Annotated in this window: 16 protein-coding genes; 5 read left to right on the forward strand and 11 right to left on the reverse strand. The window is 72.1% G+C overall.

Annotated elements, in window-relative coordinates:
* Positions 1 to 44: 44 nt before the first annotated feature.
* On the reverse strand, positions 45 to 317 hold the full coding sequence (locus tag AC3ETA_RS26040) for an SCO2583/SCO2584 N-terminal domain-containing protein (protein WP_432195325.1): 273 nt from the start codon (positions 315 to 317) through the stop codon (positions 45 to 47).
* 108 nt (positions 318 to 425) lie between these two features.
* The gene (gene glnA / locus AC3ETA_RS26045) at positions 426 to 1,835 is read right to left on the reverse strand and encodes a type I glutamate--ammonia ligase (protein ID WP_330353796.1); all 1,410 of its coding nucleotides are present in this window, start codon (positions 1,833 to 1,835) and stop codon (positions 426 to 428) included.
* Positions 1,836 to 2,034: 199 nt separating this feature from the next.
* Between glnA and AC3ETA_RS26050 the strand changes: the two genes are divergently transcribed.
* Complete coding sequence (locus AC3ETA_RS26050) at positions 2,035 to 2,502, forward strand: RDD family protein (RefSeq protein ID WP_432195326.1); 468 nt, start codon at positions 2,035 to 2,037, stop codon at positions 2,500 to 2,502.
* A 155-nt stretch (positions 2,503 to 2,657) separates the two neighbouring features.
* On the opposite strand, the gene AC3ETA_RS26055 is transcribed toward AC3ETA_RS26050, so the two are convergent.
* The 4 genes from AC3ETA_RS26055 to lipB all read right to left on the reverse strand — a co-directional run bounded on the left by AC3ETA_RS26055 (position 2,658) and on the right by lipB (position 5,756).
* Complete coding sequence (locus AC3ETA_RS26055; RefSeq protein ID WP_030944413.1) at positions 2,658 to 3,359, reverse strand: DUF4191 domain-containing protein; 702 nt, start codon at positions 3,357 to 3,359, stop codon at positions 2,658 to 2,660.
* Positions 3,360 to 3,406: 47 nt separating this feature from the next.
* A complete protein-coding gene (locus AC3ETA_RS26060; protein ID WP_432195327.1) occupies positions 3,407 to 3,607 on the reverse strand; it encodes an SCO2195 family GlnR-regulated protein in 201 nt (66 codons plus the stop codon).
* 256 nt (positions 3,608 to 3,863) lie between these two features.
* Positions 3,864 to 4,853: a lipoyl synthase gene (gene lipA, locus AC3ETA_RS26065; RefSeq protein ID WP_432195328.1), complete on the reverse strand. Its 990-nt coding sequence runs from the start codon at positions 4,851 to 4,853 to the stop codon at positions 3,864 to 3,866.
* A gap of 105 nt (positions 4,854 to 4,958) precedes the next feature.
* Complete coding sequence (gene lipB, locus AC3ETA_RS26070; RefSeq protein ID WP_432195329.1) at positions 4,959 to 5,756, reverse strand: lipoyl(octanoyl) transferase LipB; 798 nt, start codon at positions 5,754 to 5,756, stop codon at positions 4,959 to 4,961.
* Positions 5,757 to 6,037: 281 nt separating this feature from the next.
* On the opposite strand from lipB, the gene AC3ETA_RS26075 reads away from it, so the two are divergent.
* Entirely contained in the window at positions 6,038 to 7,516 is a 1,479-nt protein-coding gene (locus AC3ETA_RS26075; protein ID WP_432195330.1) for an NsdA family TPR-like regulatory protein, read from the forward strand.
* Between the two features lie 103 nt (positions 7,517 to 7,619).
* On the opposite strand, the gene AC3ETA_RS26080 is transcribed toward AC3ETA_RS26075, so the two are convergent.
* Together AC3ETA_RS26080 and AC3ETA_RS26085 are read right to left on the reverse strand one after the other, a co-directional pair.
* Entirely contained in the window at positions 7,620 to 9,008 is a 1,389-nt protein-coding gene (locus AC3ETA_RS26080; protein WP_432195331.1) for an NAD(P)/FAD-dependent oxidoreductase, read from the reverse strand.
* Positions 9,009 to 9,180: 172 nt separating this feature from the next.
* Positions 9,181 to 10,086, reverse strand: a complete 906-nt coding sequence (locus AC3ETA_RS26085) for a TIGR01777 family oxidoreductase (RefSeq protein ID WP_432195332.1) — start codon at positions 10,084 to 10,086, stop codon at positions 9,181 to 9,183.
* A gap of 71 nt (positions 10,087 to 10,157) precedes the next feature.
* On the opposite strand from AC3ETA_RS26085, the gene AC3ETA_RS26090 reads away from it, so the two are divergent.
* Positions 10,158 to 10,670 (forward strand): GNAT family N-acetyltransferase, encoded by a 513-nt coding sequence (locus AC3ETA_RS26090; protein ID WP_432195333.1) that lies wholly within the window; start codon positions 10,158 to 10,160, stop codon positions 10,668 to 10,670.
* A gap of 48 nt (positions 10,671 to 10,718) precedes the next feature.
* Here AC3ETA_RS26090 and AC3ETA_RS26095 read toward each other — a convergent pair whose 3' ends face one another.
* Positions 10,719 to 11,903 (reverse strand): MarP family serine protease, encoded by a 1,185-nt coding sequence (locus AC3ETA_RS26095; protein WP_432195334.1) that lies wholly within the window; start codon positions 11,901 to 11,903, stop codon positions 10,719 to 10,721.
* A gap of 1,503 nt (positions 11,904 to 13,406) precedes the next feature.
* On the opposite strand from AC3ETA_RS26095, the gene AC3ETA_RS26100 reads away from it, so the two are divergent.
* Entirely contained in the window at positions 13,407 to 14,153 is a 747-nt protein-coding gene (locus AC3ETA_RS26100; protein WP_432195365.1) for a peptidoglycan recognition protein family protein, read from the forward strand.
* A 46-nt stretch (positions 14,154 to 14,199) separates the two neighbouring features.
* Here AC3ETA_RS26100 and AC3ETA_RS26105 read toward each other — a convergent pair whose 3' ends face one another.
* Entirely contained in the window at positions 14,200 to 15,339 is a 1,140-nt protein-coding gene (locus AC3ETA_RS26105) for a lipid II:glycine glycyltransferase FemX (RefSeq protein ID WP_432195335.1), read from the reverse strand.
* Positions 15,340 to 15,505: 166 nt separating this feature from the next.
* Here AC3ETA_RS26105 and AC3ETA_RS26110 point away from each other — a divergent pair, with 166 nt between their 5' ends.
* The gene (locus tag AC3ETA_RS26110) at positions 15,506 to 15,709 is read left to right on the forward strand and encodes a hypothetical protein (protein ID WP_432195336.1); all 204 of its coding nucleotides are present in this window, start codon (positions 15,506 to 15,508) and stop codon (positions 15,707 to 15,709) included.
* 14 nt (positions 15,710 to 15,723) lie between these two features.
* Here the strand turns inward: AC3ETA_RS26110 and AC3ETA_RS26115 are convergent, their stop codons facing one another.
* On the reverse strand, positions 15,724 to 16,242 hold the full coding sequence (locus AC3ETA_RS26115; RefSeq protein WP_432195366.1) for a DUF4240 domain-containing protein: 519 nt from the start codon (positions 16,240 to 16,242) through the stop codon (positions 15,724 to 15,726).
* Between the last annotated feature and the right edge of the window lie 45 nt (positions 16,243 to 16,287).

The raw sequence follows: 16,287 nt of genomic DNA on the forward strand, positions 1-16,287 counted from the left end.
GAAGGTCCCTGGGAGCGGCAAAGGGTCCCTATGGATCCGTGTGGCTAGTACGGCGCTCGGAAGTTGATGTATCCCAGCAGGACGATCACCGCGGCCACGCAGCCGAGGATCACCGTCGTCGACACCCACGACGAGCGGCCGCGGGAGCGGGAGGTGACGTGGTCCGGGTCGGCTCGGAAGGGCTGTGGCTCGGGAGGGTTCTCCTTCCAGCGGGCGGCGAGCATGCGGGCCCGTGCCGAGGGCTCCTTGTGCTCGGCGTCGTCCGCCCACCTCAGGTCGAACTCCCGCTCGTGATCGTCCTGTCCGCGCTCAGACATCCCGTCCACCCCCGTGTCGTGTCACCGGCAGAATAGAACATACGCCCGCGCCCCCGCCGTCGGTACGACGGCGGGGGCGCGGGCGTGGTTGCCTCGGTCAGGCGCCGATCACACGTCGAAGTACATCTCGAACTCGTGCGGGTGCGGACGCAGCTGCAGCGGGGCGATCTCGTTCGTGCGCTTGTAGTCGATCCACGTCTCGATCAGGTCCGGCGTGAAGACGTCGCCCTGGAGGAGGAACTCGTGGTCGGCCTCGAGGCGGTCGAGGACGGCCGGGAGGGAGGTCGGGACCTGGGCGACGCCCGCGTGCTCCTCGGGAGCCAGCTCGTAGAGGTCCTTGTCGATCGGCTCGGCCGGCTCGATCTTGTTCTTGATGCCGTCCAGGCCCGCCAGCAGCAGGGCCGAGAACGCCAGGTACGGGTTGCCGGAGGAGTCGGGCGCGCGGAACTCGACGCGCTTGGCCTTCGGGTTCGAGCCCGTGATCGGGATACGCATCGCGGCGGAGCGGTTGCGCTGCGAGTACACCAGGTTGATCGGCGCCTCGAAGCCCGGCACCAGACGGTGGTACGAGTTCACCGTCGGGTTGGTGAAGGCGAGCAGCGACGGGGCGTGCTTGAGGATGCCGCCGATGTAGTAGCGGGCGGTGTCCGACAGACCCGCGTAACCGGCCTCGTCGTAGAAGAGCGGCTGGCCGCCGGTCCACAGCGACTGGTGGACGTGCATGCCCGAGCCGTTGTCACCGAAGATCGGCTTCGGCATGAAGGTCGCGGTCTTGCCGTTGCGCCAGGCGACGTTCTTCACGATGTACTTGAAGAGCTGAAGGTCGTCGGCCGCGGCGAGCAGCGTGTTGAACTTGTAGTTGATCTCGGCCTGGCCGGCGGTGCCCACCTCGTGGTGCTGGCGCTCGACCTGGAGGCCGGAAGCGGCCAGCTCCAGGGAGATCTCCGCGCGCAGGTCGGCGAAGTGGTCGACCGGCGGGGCGGGGAAGTAACCGCCCTTGTAGCGGACCTTGTAACCGCGGTTGTCCTCCAGCGCGCCCGTGTTCCAGGCACCCGCCTCGGAGTCGATGTGGTAGTACGCCTCGTTCTCGGCGGTCTTGAAGCGCACGCTGTCGAAGACGTAGAACTCGGCCTCGGGGCCGAAGTACGCGGTGTCGGCGATACCGGTGGAGGCGAGGTAGGCCTCGGCCTTCTTCGCCACGTTCCGCGGGTCACGGGAGTACTGCTCGCCCGTGATCGGGTCGTGGATGAAGAAGTTGATGTTGACCGTCTTGTCGCGGCGGAACGGGTCGACGCGCGCGGTGGACAGGTCGGCGCGGAGCGCCATGTCGGACTCGTGGATGGCCTGGAAGCCGCGGATCGAGGAGCCGTCGAACGCGAGCTCTTCGGCCGGGTCGAAGGCCGTGGCCGGGATCGTGAAGTGCTGCATCACGCCCGGCAGGTCGCAGAACCGCACGTCAATGAACTTGACGTCCTCGTCCGCGATGAACTTCTTGGCCTCGTCAGCGTTCTGGAACATCCAGCTCCTCCTACTCCCGGCCCGTCCGTGCCGGGGTGGTAGTTCGTTCGTGCGGCCAGTGCGGTGGCACACGCTGACCTCGACCCTAGGGACGGGTGATTTCTCGGGCGTGACCCATTTGTTTCGCACACGTTAACCGGACATCCCGCTCCTCACCCCTCCTGTCCACATCCCAGAACGGGCGCAGTACCGTGGTCGCGTGGACAAGAGGCAAGCAATCGGATCCTGGCTCTCGGGCCCTCGCGCGGCCGCTGAGGACGCCGGTGTCGACTTCGGATACAGGGGTCAGCAGCTCGGCCTCCCGGAGGAGGGGCAGGGCTCCATCGCCCGCCCGGGGCGACGGCTCGGGGCACTCGCCGTGGACTGGGGCCTCTGTGTCTTGATCGCATACGGTCTCATCACCGACGGCTACGGCCAGGCGACCGGCAACTGGGCGCTGCTGCTGTTCTTCGTGCTGGGCGTCCTGACCGTCGGCACGGTCGGCTTCACCCCGGGCAAGCGCCTCTTCGGCCTGCGCGTGGTCGCCCTGGAGACCGGCACGGTCAACCCGCTGCGCGCCCTCCTGCGCACGGCCCTGCTGTGCGTCGCCATCCCGGCCCTGATCTGGGACCGCGACGGCCGCGGCCTGCACGACCGGCTCGCACAGACGGTGGAAGTCCGCATCTGACGGCACCACGACGAAGACGCCCGCACGGCGAGAAGGCGCCCGCACGGCGAGAAGGCGCCCGCACGGCGAGAAGGCGCCCGCACGGCGAGAAGACGGCCGTACGACGAAGGGGGCGCCCGGTGTGAACCGGGCGCCCCCTTTCTCGTACGGGGTGATCAACGGGCCTTCGGCCCGCCCTTCGGCAGCTTCATGCCCTTGGGCATGGGGCCCTTCGGCAACGGCATGTTGCTCATCAGGTCGCCCATGGCCTTGAGCCGGTCGTTGGTGGCGGTCACCTGGGGGCCGGTGAGCACGCGCGGCAGCTTCAGCATGGTGGTCCGCACCTTCTTCAGCTCGACCTGGCCCTCGCCCGTGCCGACGATGATGTCGTGCACCGGCACGTCCGCGACGATGCGGTTCATCTTCCTCTTCTCGGCGGCCAGCAGGGTCTTCACCCGGTTCGGGTTGCCCTCGGCGACCAGCACGATGCCGGCCTTGCCGACGGCCCGGTGGACCACGTCCTGGCTGCGGTTCATCGCCACCGCGGGGGTCGTCGACCAGCCCCGGCCGATGTTGTCCAGTACGGCCGCTGCTGCGCCCGGCTGGCCCTCCATCTGACCGAATGCGGCCCGCTCGGCCCGGCGCCCGAACACGATCGCCGTCGCGAGGAAGGCGAGCAGCAGGCCCAGGATGCCGAGATAGATGGGGTGACCGATCAAGAAACCGATCGCGAGGAAGACACCGAAGGTGACGATTCCGACAGCCGCGAGTACAAGACCGATCTTCTTGTCGGCCTTGCGGGTCATCTTGTAGGTCAGAGCGATCTGCTTGAGTCGCCCGGGGTTCGCAGCGTCCGCTGCCGTGTCCTTCCTCGCCATGCCACGAAGTCTACGTGGCCGCACAAGCGCCTTCGACGGCAGCGCCCTCAGAGGCGGGGAGCGGGGGCCTGCTCCAGGACGCGCTCGGCCTCCACGCGGTCCTTCGCGCGGCGGCGGTCCTCCAGGACGGACGTCCAGGCGTTGCGGCGGGCGGTGCGCTGGCCGCCGCTCATCAGCAGCGACTCGACGGCGCGCAGTGCAGTGGTGAACGACGGGATTGCGGTGGCGCGAACCGGCGCGGCCTGCATGGTGGAGGTCCCCCCTCGGGATGGCGGCTTCGGTGGGTGGTGCACGGGGTGTACAACCAGGGTCACTGATTGGTGTTACCAGGGCGTGACCGACCGGTCAAACACCAATGAAGCCCCGATGCGCCGTCCGAAAAACTTGACGCGGCCCTGATGAGGCCCCCATCTGCGAGGACGTCCAGGACCGCGTCAGGCCGCCTCCGTCTGCAGGCGGTTGCTTGTGCGCAGATTCACATGCGCCGAGTGGCACTCCGTGCCATCAGACGGCCTGCGAGGCGACGTACGCGCCGCCCCGCTGCGGAGCGGCTGATTGACGCAGCTCGACGGCCATCTGGTACAGCCGCCCGGCGCGGTAGGAGGACCGCACCAGCGGGCCGGACATCACACCGGAGAAGCCGATCTGCTCGGCCTCGTCCTTCAGCTCCACGAACTCGTGCGGCTTGACCCAGCGCTCCACGGGGTGGTGGCGCACGCTCGGGCGCAGGTACTGCGTGATGGTCACGAGCTCGCAGCCGGCCTCGTGCAGCTGCTTCAGTGCCTCGCTGACCTCCTCGCGCGTCTCGCCCATGCCGAGGATCAGGTTGGACTTGGTGACCAGGCCGTAGTCGCGGGCCTCGGTGATGACCTTCAGGGAGCGCTCGTAGCGGAAGCCGGGGCGGATCCGCTTGAAGATCCGCGGCACCGTCTCGACGTTGTGCGCGAAGACCTCGGGGCGGGAGGAGAAGACCTCGGCCAGCTGCTCGGGGACCGCGTTGAAGTCGGGGGCGAGGAGTTCGACCTTGGTGTGCCCGCCCTCGCGGCCGGCCGTCTGCGCGTGGATCTGGCGCACGGTCTCGGCGTACAGCCAGGCGCCGCCGTCCTCCAGGTCGTCGCGGGCGACGCCGGTGATGGTGGCGTAGTTCAGGTCCATGGTGACCACGGACTCACCGACGCGGCGCGGCTCGTCACGGTCGAGCGCCTCGGGCCTGCCGGTGTCGATCTGGCAGAAGTCGCAGCGCCGGGTGCACTGGTCGCCACCGATGAGGAAGGTCGCCTCGCGGTCCTCCCAGCACTCGTAGATGTTGGGACAGCCGGCTTCCTGGCAGACCGTGTGCAGGCCCTCGCTCTTCACGAGGCTCTGCATCTTCGTGTACTCGGGACCCATTTTCGCCCGCGTCTTGATCCACTCGGGCTTGCGCTCGATGGGGGTCTGGGCGTTCCGGACCTCCAGGCGCAGCATCTTGCGTCCGTCCGGTGAGACTGCGGACACGTCGGCTCCCTGTGCTTCGATTCGTCGGCGTACACCAGGGTACGCCCGTGTTTACTCAGCCCTGTCGTCAGGCCAACCCCATGACTTCCGGGCTGATTCCCATCCTCAGGCGGTCGCGGTCTCGATCTCCCGCGGCTTCAGCTCCGCGTTCTCCAGTACGTCCCGCAGACGCCGCTCCACGACCGGCAGCACCTCGTCGATGGTGACGTCGCGGCCGAGTTCGGCGGCCAGCGAGGCGACCCCCGCGTCCCGGATCCCGCACGGGATGATCCGGTCGAACCACTTGTTGTCCGGGTTCACGTTCAGTGCGAAACCATGCATGGTCACACCCTTGGCGACCCGGATCCCGATCGCCGCGATCTTGCGGTCCTCGCGCCGCTGGCCGGCGTTGGAGGGCGCGTACTCGGGGCCGTTCAGCCGCGGGTCGAACTCCTCGTCGGTCAGCCGCGGGTCGAAGTCCAGGGCCAGTCCTCCGAGCGCGGGGCGCCGCTCCACCGGGTCGCCCAGCACCCATACGCCGCTGCGGCCCTCGACCCGGGTGGTCTCCAGGCCGAACTCCGCGCACGTGCGGATCAGGGCGTCCTCCAGCCGTCGTACGTGCGCCACGACGTCCACCGGACGGGGCAGCTTCTGGATCGGGTAGCCGACCAGCTGGCCCGGGCCGTGCCAGGTGATCTTGCCGCCGCGGTCCACGTCGATGACCGGCGTGCCGTCCAGGGGCCGCTCGTTGTCCGCCGTGCGCCGGCCCGCCGTGTAGACCGGAGGGTGTTCGAGCAGCAGGACCGTGTCGGAGATCTCGTCCGCGAACCGCGCCGCGTGCACCCGGCGCTGCTCGTCCCACGCCAGCTGGTACTCGACGGCCTCCGCGCCGAATCCCATGCGGACGAACCGCAACTCACTCACGGCAAGCGCCTCCCTGGAAGAGCCCAGAACGTCGTAAGGCACAAAGTGTGCCTACGCCACTGTACGACCGGCCCGTTCGAGTGCGATCCCGCGGCCCGCGTCAGCCCGGTAGGGCAATCCTCACACGATCGGATGAATGGGCGCCGAGATGTGCGATCGGCTGCTTACTCTCCGCTACATTCGCGCCGTTCGAGAGGCCAAAATGGCTGCTCACCGGCAATCCGGGCACTCGCCGGGCACATGGCCCCGTGAGGCCCGAAAGGCAGGAGACCACACCGCAGATGACGGAACGACCCGCGCAGCGCACTCCCAACCGCCAGCTCGCCGCGCTCATCGCAGAAGCGGGATTCTCCAACGCGGGTCTCGCCCGCCGGGTGGACCAGCTCGGCCTCGAACACGGGCTTGATCTGAGATACGACAAGACATCGGTCACTCGCTGGCTGCGCGGGCAGCAGCCGCGCGGCACGACCCCGGCCCTGATCGCCGAGGTCTTCACCCGGCGCCTGGGCCGCCGGCTCAGCGCCCAGGACCTGGGCCTCGACGCCTGCGCGCCCGTGTACGCGGGCCTGGAGTTCGCCGCGACCCCCGAGGAGGCCGTCGACATCGTCAGCGGCCTGTGGCGCAAGGACTCCGGCAGCCACGCCGAACTGCGCAAGATCGCCTTCACCCCCGCCGGACTCGTCGTGCCCAGCCGGGACTGGCTGATCGGCCGCGCCGACGACAAGGTCGCCCGCGGCGAGCCGATCGCCCGCATCCCGGCCCAGAGCCGTCCCGTCGCCTCCCCGAAGTTCCCGGCCTCGCTCGAACCGGGGGGAACCCCGTCCCGCCAGCGGGTCCAGGCCGAGCGCGGTCCCGGGCAGAAGGTCACCGGCGGTGACATCGCCGCCCTGCGCTCGGTCGGCGAGCTGTTCCGCTCCCTCGATGACATGTACGGCGGCGGCCACGCCCGGCAGGCGCTGGTGCGCTACCTGGAGCACGAGTGCGAGCCGATGCTGCGCGGCACCTATGGCGAGCAGACCGGCCGGCGCCTGTTCGCGGCCGCCGCCGACCTGACCCGGCTCGCGGGCTGGACGTCGTACGACATCGCCGCGCACGGACTCGCGCAGCGCTACTTCGTGCAGGCGCTGCGGCTCGCGCAGGCCGCCGGGGACCGGCCCTACGGCTCCTACGTCCTCGTCACGATGAGCCGCCAGGCCGTCTACCTCGGGCACGGCCGGGAGGCCGTCCAGCTGGCGCGGGTGGCCCAGCAGGGCGTGGGCACGAGTGCGCCGCCGGTCGTCCAGGCACTGCTGCACGCGTGCGAGGCGCGCGGGCACGGCGTGCTCGGCGAGGTGCGTGCCTGCACCGCCTCGCTGGTCCGTGCCGAGCGCTCCCTGGAAGGGGCCCGGCCCGGCGACGACGTCCCGTACTGGGCCCGCTTCTTCGACGAGGCCCAGCTCGCCGACGAGTTCGGGCACTGCCACCGGGACCTGCAGCAGTTCCGCGCGGCGGCCCAGCACGCCGAGCGCTCCCTGCAACTGCGCGCCCCCGCCTACGCCCGCAGCAGGCTGTTCAGCCGGGTCGTCCTCGCCTCGGCCCGGCTCGGGCTCGGGGAGCTGGACCAGGCCTGCGCGCTGGGCGCGGAGGCGGCGGGCGCCGCCTCCGAGATGCGGTCGGTGCGGGCGGTCGAGTATGTCCGGGACTTCGAGCGGAGGCTGGAGCCGTATCGGGACGCGGCGCCGGTACGGGGGTATCGCGACAAGGTCGCCGCGCTGCTGTGACGGGGCTCGCCGTAACCCCGACGGGTTGATTGCCGGGTGCGGGCCTGTGGTGGTTGATCGCGCAGTTCCCCGCGCCCCCGGAAGGGCGCGGGGTCCCCGAGATCTATGCCGCCGCCCGTAACGGTTCCGCCCGGTGCAGCGAGCCCGCCGCTCCCAGGTCCGCCAGGACGGCCGCCGCCGCCCTGTGGGCCGAGTGGAGGGCGCCCTGGACCGTGCTGGTGTCGCGGTGGTCGCCGCAGACGTACAGGCCCGCCAGGAGGCGCACCGGGCGGCGCAGGTCGTGCGGTGGGCGCATCGCCGGGACGGCCTCCGGCGTGTGGTGCACGGCGAGCGTCTCCCAGCGCGCCGTGGAGGTGCCGTAGAGCCGGGAGAGGTGCATCCGTACCGCCGTGTCGATGTCGGGCGGCGGGGTGCCCAGGACCGTCGAGGAGATCAGGGCCCGGCCCGCCGGCGCGCGGGTCGGGTCGACCTGGCTGATCAGCGCCGTGTGTGCGACCGGGCCGCCCCGGTCGGCGTCCAGGAGCAGCAGGGCGCCGGTCGTCGGCGGCTCGTCGGTCGTGTGGTGGACGACGGTGACCGGGTGGAAGTCGGGTACGCGCAGGCCCGGCAGCAGTTCGGCGGCGGTCCGCGCGTCCGTCGCCAGCAGCACGGCCCGGCACCGTATCTCGCCGTGTTCGGCGGTGGTCACCGATGTCGTGGCGATCGACGTCACCCGTACCCCGGTGTGCACCGTGCCCGGTGGCAGCGAGCGTGCCAGCAGCTCGGGCAGCGCCTCGGCGCCGCCCTCGGGCACGCACAGCCGTCCGCTCGCGAAGGCGCGCAGCGCGAGGTCCGCGCACCGGCTGGACGTCGTCAGCTCGGGGTCGCACAGCAGGGCGGCCAGCAGCGGCCGCAGGAAACCGTCGACCGTCCGCGCCGGAACCCCCCGCTCCGCGAGCGCCCGGCCAGCCGGCAGCTCCGGCCGGGCCAGCAGCCGTTCGACGGGGGAGGAGGCGAGCCGGGCCAGCGCGGCACCGAGCCGGGCCTGGTCGACGGCGCTGCCCAGCGGGGCGCCCGCGCGCACCCTGGGGGCGGAGGACTGTCCCGGGCCCCGTGCGGCCCCCGTCCGAGGGGCGCTCGCCAGGGCGCGCACCGCGTGCAGTGCGCCCCTCGCGCGCCTTGCGCCCATCGCGCTCGGCACCGCGCCCGCGCGCTGCCGGCGTCCGTCGCTGTGCAGCAGCACGCCGGGGGCGAACGGGCGCAGCGCGAGTGCGTCGAGGCCGGGTGCCGGGCGTAGATCGGGGTGTGCCGTCGAGGGCATGGTCAGGAGTTGCCCGATCCGGTCGAGTCGGAACCCGTCGACCTTCTCGGTCGACATGCGGCCGCCCGGGTAAGGGGCGGCCTCCAGGACTGCGGTCGTTACTCCTGCGCTGGTCAGCCGATGCGCCGCGGAGAGTCCGGCGACCCCGGCTCCCACGATGACGACGTCCGCCTGGTACGCGGGCTCAAGCACGTGCCCCTCCTCGAGGTTGCGCGGCCGGTGGAGACGTCATGCCCCCAACAGGCTCCGGGGATACCCGAGTTCGGGACGAGGTTAGGGCCGTGATCGGTCAGGAACAGTCGCGCATCGACAGAGCACGGTCGCACGGTGGTCGCATACCGACCCCGGGTGTCCGCCCGGTCTGCTACCCGGCGGCCGCCCTGATCGCACCCTCGATCTCCGGGAACGCGAAGACGAACCCCGACTCCAGCAGCCGCGCCGGCAGCACCCGCTGACTGCCCAGCACATCCCCCGCCATCTCGCCGAGCACGGTCCGCAGCACCGGCGCGGGGACCGCGAACAGGGTCGGCCGGCGCAGCACCCGGCCCATGGCCTCGGTGATCTCACGGTTCGTCACCGGCTGCGGCGCGGTCACGTTGAACGGCCCCGACAGGCCGTCGGTGTCGAGCAGATGCCGGATCGCGGCCACCTCGTCGTGCAGGGCCACGAACGACCAGTACTGCCGCCCGTCGCCCATCCGCCCGCCGAGCCCCGCTTTGAACAACGGGAACAGCCGCTCCCAGGCCCCGCCCTCGCGGGCCACCACCAACCCCGTGCGCGGGAACACCGTCCGCACGCCCGCCTCCTGGGCCGGGGCCGCCGCGGCCTCCCAGTCGACGACCAGCGAGGGCAGGAAGCCCTCCCCGGCCGGGGCGCTCTCGTCGACGGCGCGCCCGCCGGTCTCGCCGTAGTAGCCGATCGCGCTGCCGTTGACGAAGACCCGCGGTCGCTCCTCGGGCTTCAGTGAGGCGATGGCCTGCGCCAGCGCCGCCGTGCCCCGCACCCGGCCGGACCGCAGCATCGCCTTGTACTCCTCCGTCCAGCGCCGCGAGCCCACGTTCGCCCCGGCGAGGTTGACGACCGCGGCGCACCCGGCGAGCCCCGCCGCGTCCACCGAGCCGTTCTCCGGGTCCCAGCGCACCTCGTCCCTGGACCTGGGCGCCCGGCGCACCAGCCGGACGACCTCGTGGCCGTCGGCCGTCAGGGAGCGCACGAGTGCCCCGCCGATGAGTCCGGAGGAGCCCGCCACGGCGATCCTTGAAAGTTCCATAACCCCATCCTGCCCTCTGACCACATAAAACCCCGGTCGGGTTCGCGCTCCCGGGACTTAGGGTGACGCTCATGCCCGAGCCCCACCAGCCGCCGTACATACGCATCGCCCTGCCGGACGACGAGGAGGAACTCTCCCTCCTCGACCGTCGCACGTGGTCGCATCTGCACGCGGTCACGCCGCGCCCGCAGGCGCCCCACTCGCCGTTCTTCGACGAGCGCCACGCCCCGGGCGACCATCTCGTCGCCGAACTCGACCGCCGCATCGTCGGCTACGTCCGTCTCGGATTCCCCACCGCGCTCGCCTCGAACGCGCATGTGCGTGAGATCCAGGGCCTCGCCGTCTGCGACGAGGCGCGGGGGCACGGCGTCGGGCGGGCGCTGATCCGCGCGGTCGTCGAGGAGGCCCGCCGCAGGGGAGCGCGCCGGCTCACCCTGCGCGTCCTCGGCCACAACACACCGGCCCGCAAGCTGTACGAGTCCGAGGGGTTCGTGGTCGAAGGAGTGCTGCCCGAGGAGTTCTTCCTGGAGGGCCGATACGTGGACGACGTGATCATGGGGCAGACGCTGTTCAAGCCGGCTTGACGGGCCGTCAACCGATCCCGCATGCCTTTCGCACGCCTCGGGGCGGCCTCAGGAAGTGACCAGCTCGCCCGTGTCCACCGGTTGGGTCGCGTTCGCCGCGCGCCCGGCGTCGGAGGCGACCTCGGCCGCGGTCAGGACGTAGCCGGTCTCGTCGTCGGAGGTGGAGCGGGCGAAGACCACCCCGAACACCTTGCCGTCGGTGGTCAGCAGCGGGCCGCCGGAGTTGCCGGGGCGGACGGTGGAGCGGATCGAGTAGATCTCGCGGGTGACGGTGTCGTCGTTGTAGATGTTCTGGCCCGTCGCCCGCACGCGGTTCGCGACGGTCGCCGCCTGCAGGTTCAGGTCGCCGTCCTCGGGATAGCCCGCCACGACCGCCGAGTCGCCGCGGCCGGCCTCGTCGTCGAACTTCAGGACGGGGGCGCGCAGTTCGGGGACGTACAGCACGGCCACGTCCCGCTGCGGGTCGAAGAGCACCACCCGTGACTCGTGCGACCGCCCGACGCCGCCGACGCGGACGCTCGGCTCGTCGATGCCGGCCACCACGTGGGCGTTGGTCATCACGTGCCGCGGGGAGTAGACGAAGCCGCTGCCCTCGCGGCCCTGGGTGCCCGAGGAGCCCTCGATCTTGACGGTGCTGAGCTTGGCGGCGTTCGTCGCGGCGGCCGTGACACTGTCGCCGGTGGGCTTGGCGACCTCGGCCGTCGACTCGTTCTCGAACGGGTTGAAGACCTGCGGGAAGCCGGCCTCGGTGAGGGCGGAGGTGGCGCGCGAGAACCACGCCGGGGTCGTGTCCGGCATGACGTCCTGGACGGTGCCGAGCAGGCGGGAGTCCCGGATCGCCGAGGTCAGCAGCGGGGAGGAGGAGGCGGCGAGGACGCTGGCGGCGACCCAGGCGACGATCAGTACGGCCACCGAGTTGGCCACGGCCCCGCCGACGCCGTCGGCCACCCTGAGCGGGCCGCGGTCCAGCTCCCGGCGCAGCCTGAGGGCCAGCCGGCCCGCGACCTCGTGCACCGCCACGGCCGGGACCAGCACGGTGAGCACCGCGGTCACGGTGGCCTGCGTCGTACCCGGTGTGACCAGGTCCATCATCCACGGCAGGATCCATACGCCGATCACCGCGCCGCCGACGAAACCGGCGAGCGAGACGCAGCCGGCGACCAGGCCGCGGCGGTAGCCGGACGCCGCGTAGGCCAGGATCACCAGCAACAGCAGGATGTCGAGCAGGTCCACAGAGCCGCCTTTCCCTAGGACCACTTAGTACGTGCGGAAAGCCCCTGTTGATCAGCACACACGCCGACGCCGCCGGGATCGGCCACGCCGCGTGCACCTGGAGAAACGCCCCGGACCGGGACGATGGTTCCACTGCGTGTGACACCACACATCGCGGGCGGACCGGATCCGTCGGACAGTAGGACCATGTCTGTCTTCCGACGGGTCACCCGAAGGGTCTTCCGGAGAACACGGGGGAGACGAAGACCCCGAGCCGTACGAATACCTTGGGCTGCGCGGATACCGGGGGCCGGGTGGGGTGCGCGGGGCGCTTCCGGCGGCGGCGTGGGGCGAGTGCGGGATGGTTCCGGCGGGGGCGTGGAGGGTGCCGGCGCGCGGGATGGTTCCGGCGGCGGCGTGGAGGGTGCCGGCGCGCGTAATGAGGCGACCGGGGCTGCGAGGGGCCCGGTCGGCGGGGTCGTGGCGGCGTGGCGGCCCGAGTCTCCCGGGGTGGAGGGGGCGGGCAGGACCGGCGCGGGGCCTGTGGAGCGGGCGTCGTCGGACACGGGGGCGTCCGGGGCTTCGCGGGCGGTGGAGGGCGACCGGGGGAAGGCGGTCGGGGCGGAAGCCCCGGCGGGGCCGGATCAGGCGGTGCCGGGCGAGCGAGGCGTCGAGCGGCAGGGGCCTGCTCCGCAGGAGCGACCGGTCGTGCGGGATGAGCCGACTCCGCACGGGCAGCCCTCCGGGCCGGAACGGTCGGCCCAGCGGGAGCGGCGCCTCACGTCGGAAAAACCGGCCCCGCAGGCCGGGCCCCTCGCGTCGGAGGAGTCGGGCCCGCAGAGGTCGCCTCTTGGGCCGTGGCGGTTGGCTGCCCCTCAGGCTGGGCCCCGCTCACCGGAGCAGTCGGTACCGCAGACTCCGTCCCTCTCACCGGAGGAGTCGGCCCCGCAGAGGTCGCCCCTCGGGTCGCGGCGGTTGGCCGCGCCTCAGGCCGGGGCCGTCGCGTCGGAGGAGTCGGGCCCGCAGACTCGGCCCCTCTCACCGGAGGAGTCGGCCCCGCAGACGCCGCCTCTCGGGCCGTGGCGGTCGGCTGCCCCTCAGGCTGGGCCTTTCTCACCGGAGGAGTCGGGCCCGCAGACTCCGGCCCTCGCGTCGGAGGAGTCGGCCCCGCAGACGCCGCCCCTCGGGTCGCGGCGGTCGGCCGCGCCTCAGGCCGGGCCCCGCTCACCGGAGCAGTCGGAAGCCCCGCGGAGCGGACCCTCTGGCGTCCCGGCCCATGCCGAGCGGCGGGCTCGGCGGCGGGTGTTGCGGGGAGGTGTGCGGGCGTCGGTCGGGAAGGTGAGAGGGGAGCGGCGGGCGGCCGTCGAACCGGGCCCGGCTCGGGAGTCGGTCCATGCCCGGCGGCGGCTGCGGGCGCAGCGGTGGGGGCGGATTCGGGGGCACGGGGGAGTCAGGGCCCAGGGCCGTGTCCGGCGGCCGGGGGCGGGGTGGTGGCAGGGTGCTGACGCGGCGCGGGTGTCCGGCGTGCTGGTCGTGCTGCTCGCCTGTGTTCCCGGGCTCGCCGCCGTTCTCGCGTTGCTGCTGTGCGCGCAGGGGGTCGAGCGGAGTGTCGCCGAGGAGGAGCGGCCCGTTGCGGCTCGGCCCGTCGGGGCGTATCAGGCGGCCCGGCCGGAGATCGTGCCCAGGTCCGCCTGGCTGGACGGCGACGTCCGGCGCGCTCAGCCGCCTCCGCGTTACGACGACAAGGTCGTCGCCGTGTTCGTCCATCACACCGACTCGCCCAACGGCTACGACTGCGCCGACACGCCCCGCATCATCCGGTACCTGTACGCGGGCCAGACCGGCTCCCGCGACTGGGACGACATCGGCTACAACTTCCTCGTCGACCGGTGCGGCTCGATCTACGAGGGCCGTGCGGGCGGCGCCGACCGCGCCGTCACCGGCGCCCACACCCAGGGCTTCAACCACCGCACCGCCGGCATCGCCGCCATCGGCACCTTCACCGCGGGTGTCCCCGTCCCCGCGGCCATGGCCGACGCCATCGCCGCTGTCGCCGCGTGGAAACTGGGCCTGTCCGAGACGGACCCCCGGTCGACGGTCCCGCTGACCTCCAGCAACAACCTCAGCCGCTACTCCAGGGGCACCACGGTCCGGCTCCCGGCCGTCGCCGGCCACAACGAGGGCTACATGACCACCTGCCCCGGCGCCGCCCTGAGCGCCCGCCTGCCGGACATCAGAGAAACAGCCGCCCGCCTCCAGGGCAGACGCTGACCGCGCACACCGCCCGCACGCGCCGGCGGCAGACCCCGCTCAGCCCTCACCGCCGCCCCAGATACACCCCCACCGCCCGCTGAAGCGCCTTCCCCTGGCTGCCCACCGGGCGTTCCCACTCGCCCAGGTACTCCACGGCCCTGCCGCCCGCGCCCGTCTTGAACAGGAGGCGGCCGAGGAGGCGGTCCTCCGTCAGGGTCGGGGTGATGGAGCGCAGGTCGTACGTGTGTGCCCCGGCCTGTCTCGCGTCGCCCAGCATTCGCCACAACAAGGCGCTGCTCGGGCGCAGTTCGCGGCCCCGGCGCCCGGAGGCCGCGTAGGAGTGCCAGACGCGGGAGCCCACGCTGATCATGAGCGCGGCGGAGAGGACCTCGCCGTCGTACTCGGCGAGGTAGACGCGCACCCGGTCGCCGTCCACCGCGTTCAGGGCCGCCCACAGGCGCTGGAAGTAGATCAGGGGCCGGGCCCGGAACCCGTCGCGTTCGGCGGTCGCGGTGTACAGGCGGTGGAACTCCGGCAGGTCCGCCGCCGTGCCCCAGGACACCAGGACCCCCGCCCGCTCGGCGGTGGCCAGGGACTGCTCCCAGCGCGGCGCGAGGGCGTCCCGCAGATCGTCCGTCGAGCGGCCCGCCAGCGGCACCTGACAGCCGTAACGCGGCTGACCGAGACCAAAACCGCTGCCGTTGCCGTCCGCGCACCGCCGCCACCCGAGCCGCCCCAGCCGCTCCGCCAGGTCCAGCGCGTATCCGTCGAGACCGTCCGCGGGCAGGTCGTGCAGATGTCGTACGGCGGGGTCGGCGACGCCCGCCGCGACGGTGTCCGCCTCCCAGTGCCGCACCACCAGCGGCGGGCCCATCCGCAGCGAGAAGGCCCCGCGCCGCTCCACATGGGCGACCAGGGCGTCCAGCCACCGGTCCACCCGCGGGGCCTGCCAGTCGATCCCCGGCCCGTCGGGGAGGTAGGCCAGGCAGCGCCGGGTACCGGGCAGCGGCCGGTACAGGACCAGCGCCGACGCGATCAGGACCTCCCCGGCGGGCCCCTCCTCGAACCAGCCGACGCTCTCCGCCCGCCAGTCGGGCTTCACATCGCCCCACTCGGGGATCTGGAGATGGCTCGCGTCGGGGTACAGCCGCAGATGCGACAGATGGTCCTCGCGCGTGATCTCCCGTACGTACGGGCTGGTCATGGACTCGATGCTCCTGTTCGGGGCGGCCACCGTAAGCCGCGGATCACGCAACCGGTCAAGAGACCGCGGGTGAACCTTCTCCACAGGTTTCTCGTAGCCGGCTCAAGGACCCTCCCGAGGTGCCCTCCCTAGGGTCATGAACACGCACTGACCGGAGGTGGGGATCATGAGCAGCAGCAACAGCGGGCACGGCGGCAAGCGGGTCTGGACGGTCGTCTGCGCGGTCGCGACCGTCGTCCTGGGACCGGCCGCCGTCACGGCGTCCGCGCTGGACCAGGCCAACAAGGCACCGATGCACCACACGGTGACGGTCGAGCAGACGCAGGCGTACATCCCGTCGGACCCGGGCCGCAGGCGGGCCGTGGCCTGAGACCCAGGGGCGGCTCAGTCCTTGAACCGCTCCCACAGCTTGGGGAACCGCGTCGCCAGCACCCGCGCGTTCTCGAAGTCCACCGGCGTGCCCTCCGGCTCCGGGGGCGCGGGCGGGATGCCGAGGTCGGGGGCGACCGTGCCGGTGAGCTGCTCGTAGGCCTCGTCCGCGGCGTAGCCGAGCTCCTCGCCGTCTCCGTCGAACTCCTCGTCGAAGTCGTCCAGCAGGTCGGCCAGCGAGTCGGGGTCGTGCACCCCGCCCTCGTACACCTCACGGCCCTGGCCGATCAGCCAGCACCGGAAGAAGTCGAACGCGTCGTCGCTGGCCCCGTCCAGCAGCACCCAGGCGGCGCCCCACAGGTCCCAGGTGTACGCGCGGTGGTAGCGGGCCTCGAAGTGACGGGCGAAGTCGAGCACCGCGTCGGGGTCCAGTTGGAGCAGCCGGTCCACGAGCAGGTCGGCCTGCTCCTCGGGGTCACCCTCGGCGCCCTCACGCGCGCCGTCCACCAGCTCCCAGAACTCCGTCTCGTCCATCACGGGTCAAGCATCGGCCCTGGACGGGTGGGGCGCACGTGGAGT

Source organism: Streptomyces sp. bgisy027 (genome assembly GCF_057710365.1).

Coding starts and splice junctions, on each gene's coding strand:
- AC3ETA_RS26115 (WP_432195366.1), bottom strand. CDS start 16,242: ATGGACGAGACGGAGTTCTGGGAGCTGGTGGACGGCGCGCGTGAGGGC.
- AC3ETA_RS26105 (WP_432195335.1), bottom strand. CDS start 15,339: ATGACCAGCCCGTACGTACGGGAGATCACGCGCGAGGACCATCTGTCG.
- AC3ETA_RS26040 (WP_432195325.1), bottom strand. CDS start 317: ATGTCTGAGCGCGGACAGGACGATCACGAGCGGGAGTTCGACCTGAGG.
- AC3ETA_RS26085 (WP_432195332.1), bottom strand. CDS start 10,086: ATGGAACTTTCAAGGATCGCCGTGGCGGGCTCCTCCGGACTCATCGGC.
- AC3ETA_RS26055 (WP_030944413.1), bottom strand. CDS start 3,359: ATGGCGAGGAAGGACACGGCAGCGGACGCTGCGAACCCCGGGCGACTC.
- AC3ETA_RS26110 (WP_432195336.1), top strand. CDS start 15,506: ATGAGCAGCAGCAACAGCGGGCACGGCGGCAAGCGGGTCTGGACGGTC.
- glnA (WP_330353796.1), bottom strand. CDS start 1,835: ATGTTCCAGAACGCTGACGAGGCCAAGAAGTTCATCGCGGACGAGGAC.
- AC3ETA_RS26060 (WP_432195327.1), bottom strand. CDS start 3,607: ATGCAGGCCGCGCCGGTTCGCGCCACCGCAATCCCGTCGTTCACCACT.
- AC3ETA_RS26075 (WP_432195330.1), top strand. CDS start 6,038: ATGACGGAACGACCCGCGCAGCGCACTCCCAACCGCCAGCTCGCCGCG.
- AC3ETA_RS26090 (WP_432195333.1), top strand. CDS start 10,158: ATGCCCGAGCCCCACCAGCCGCCGTACATACGCATCGCCCTGCCGGAC.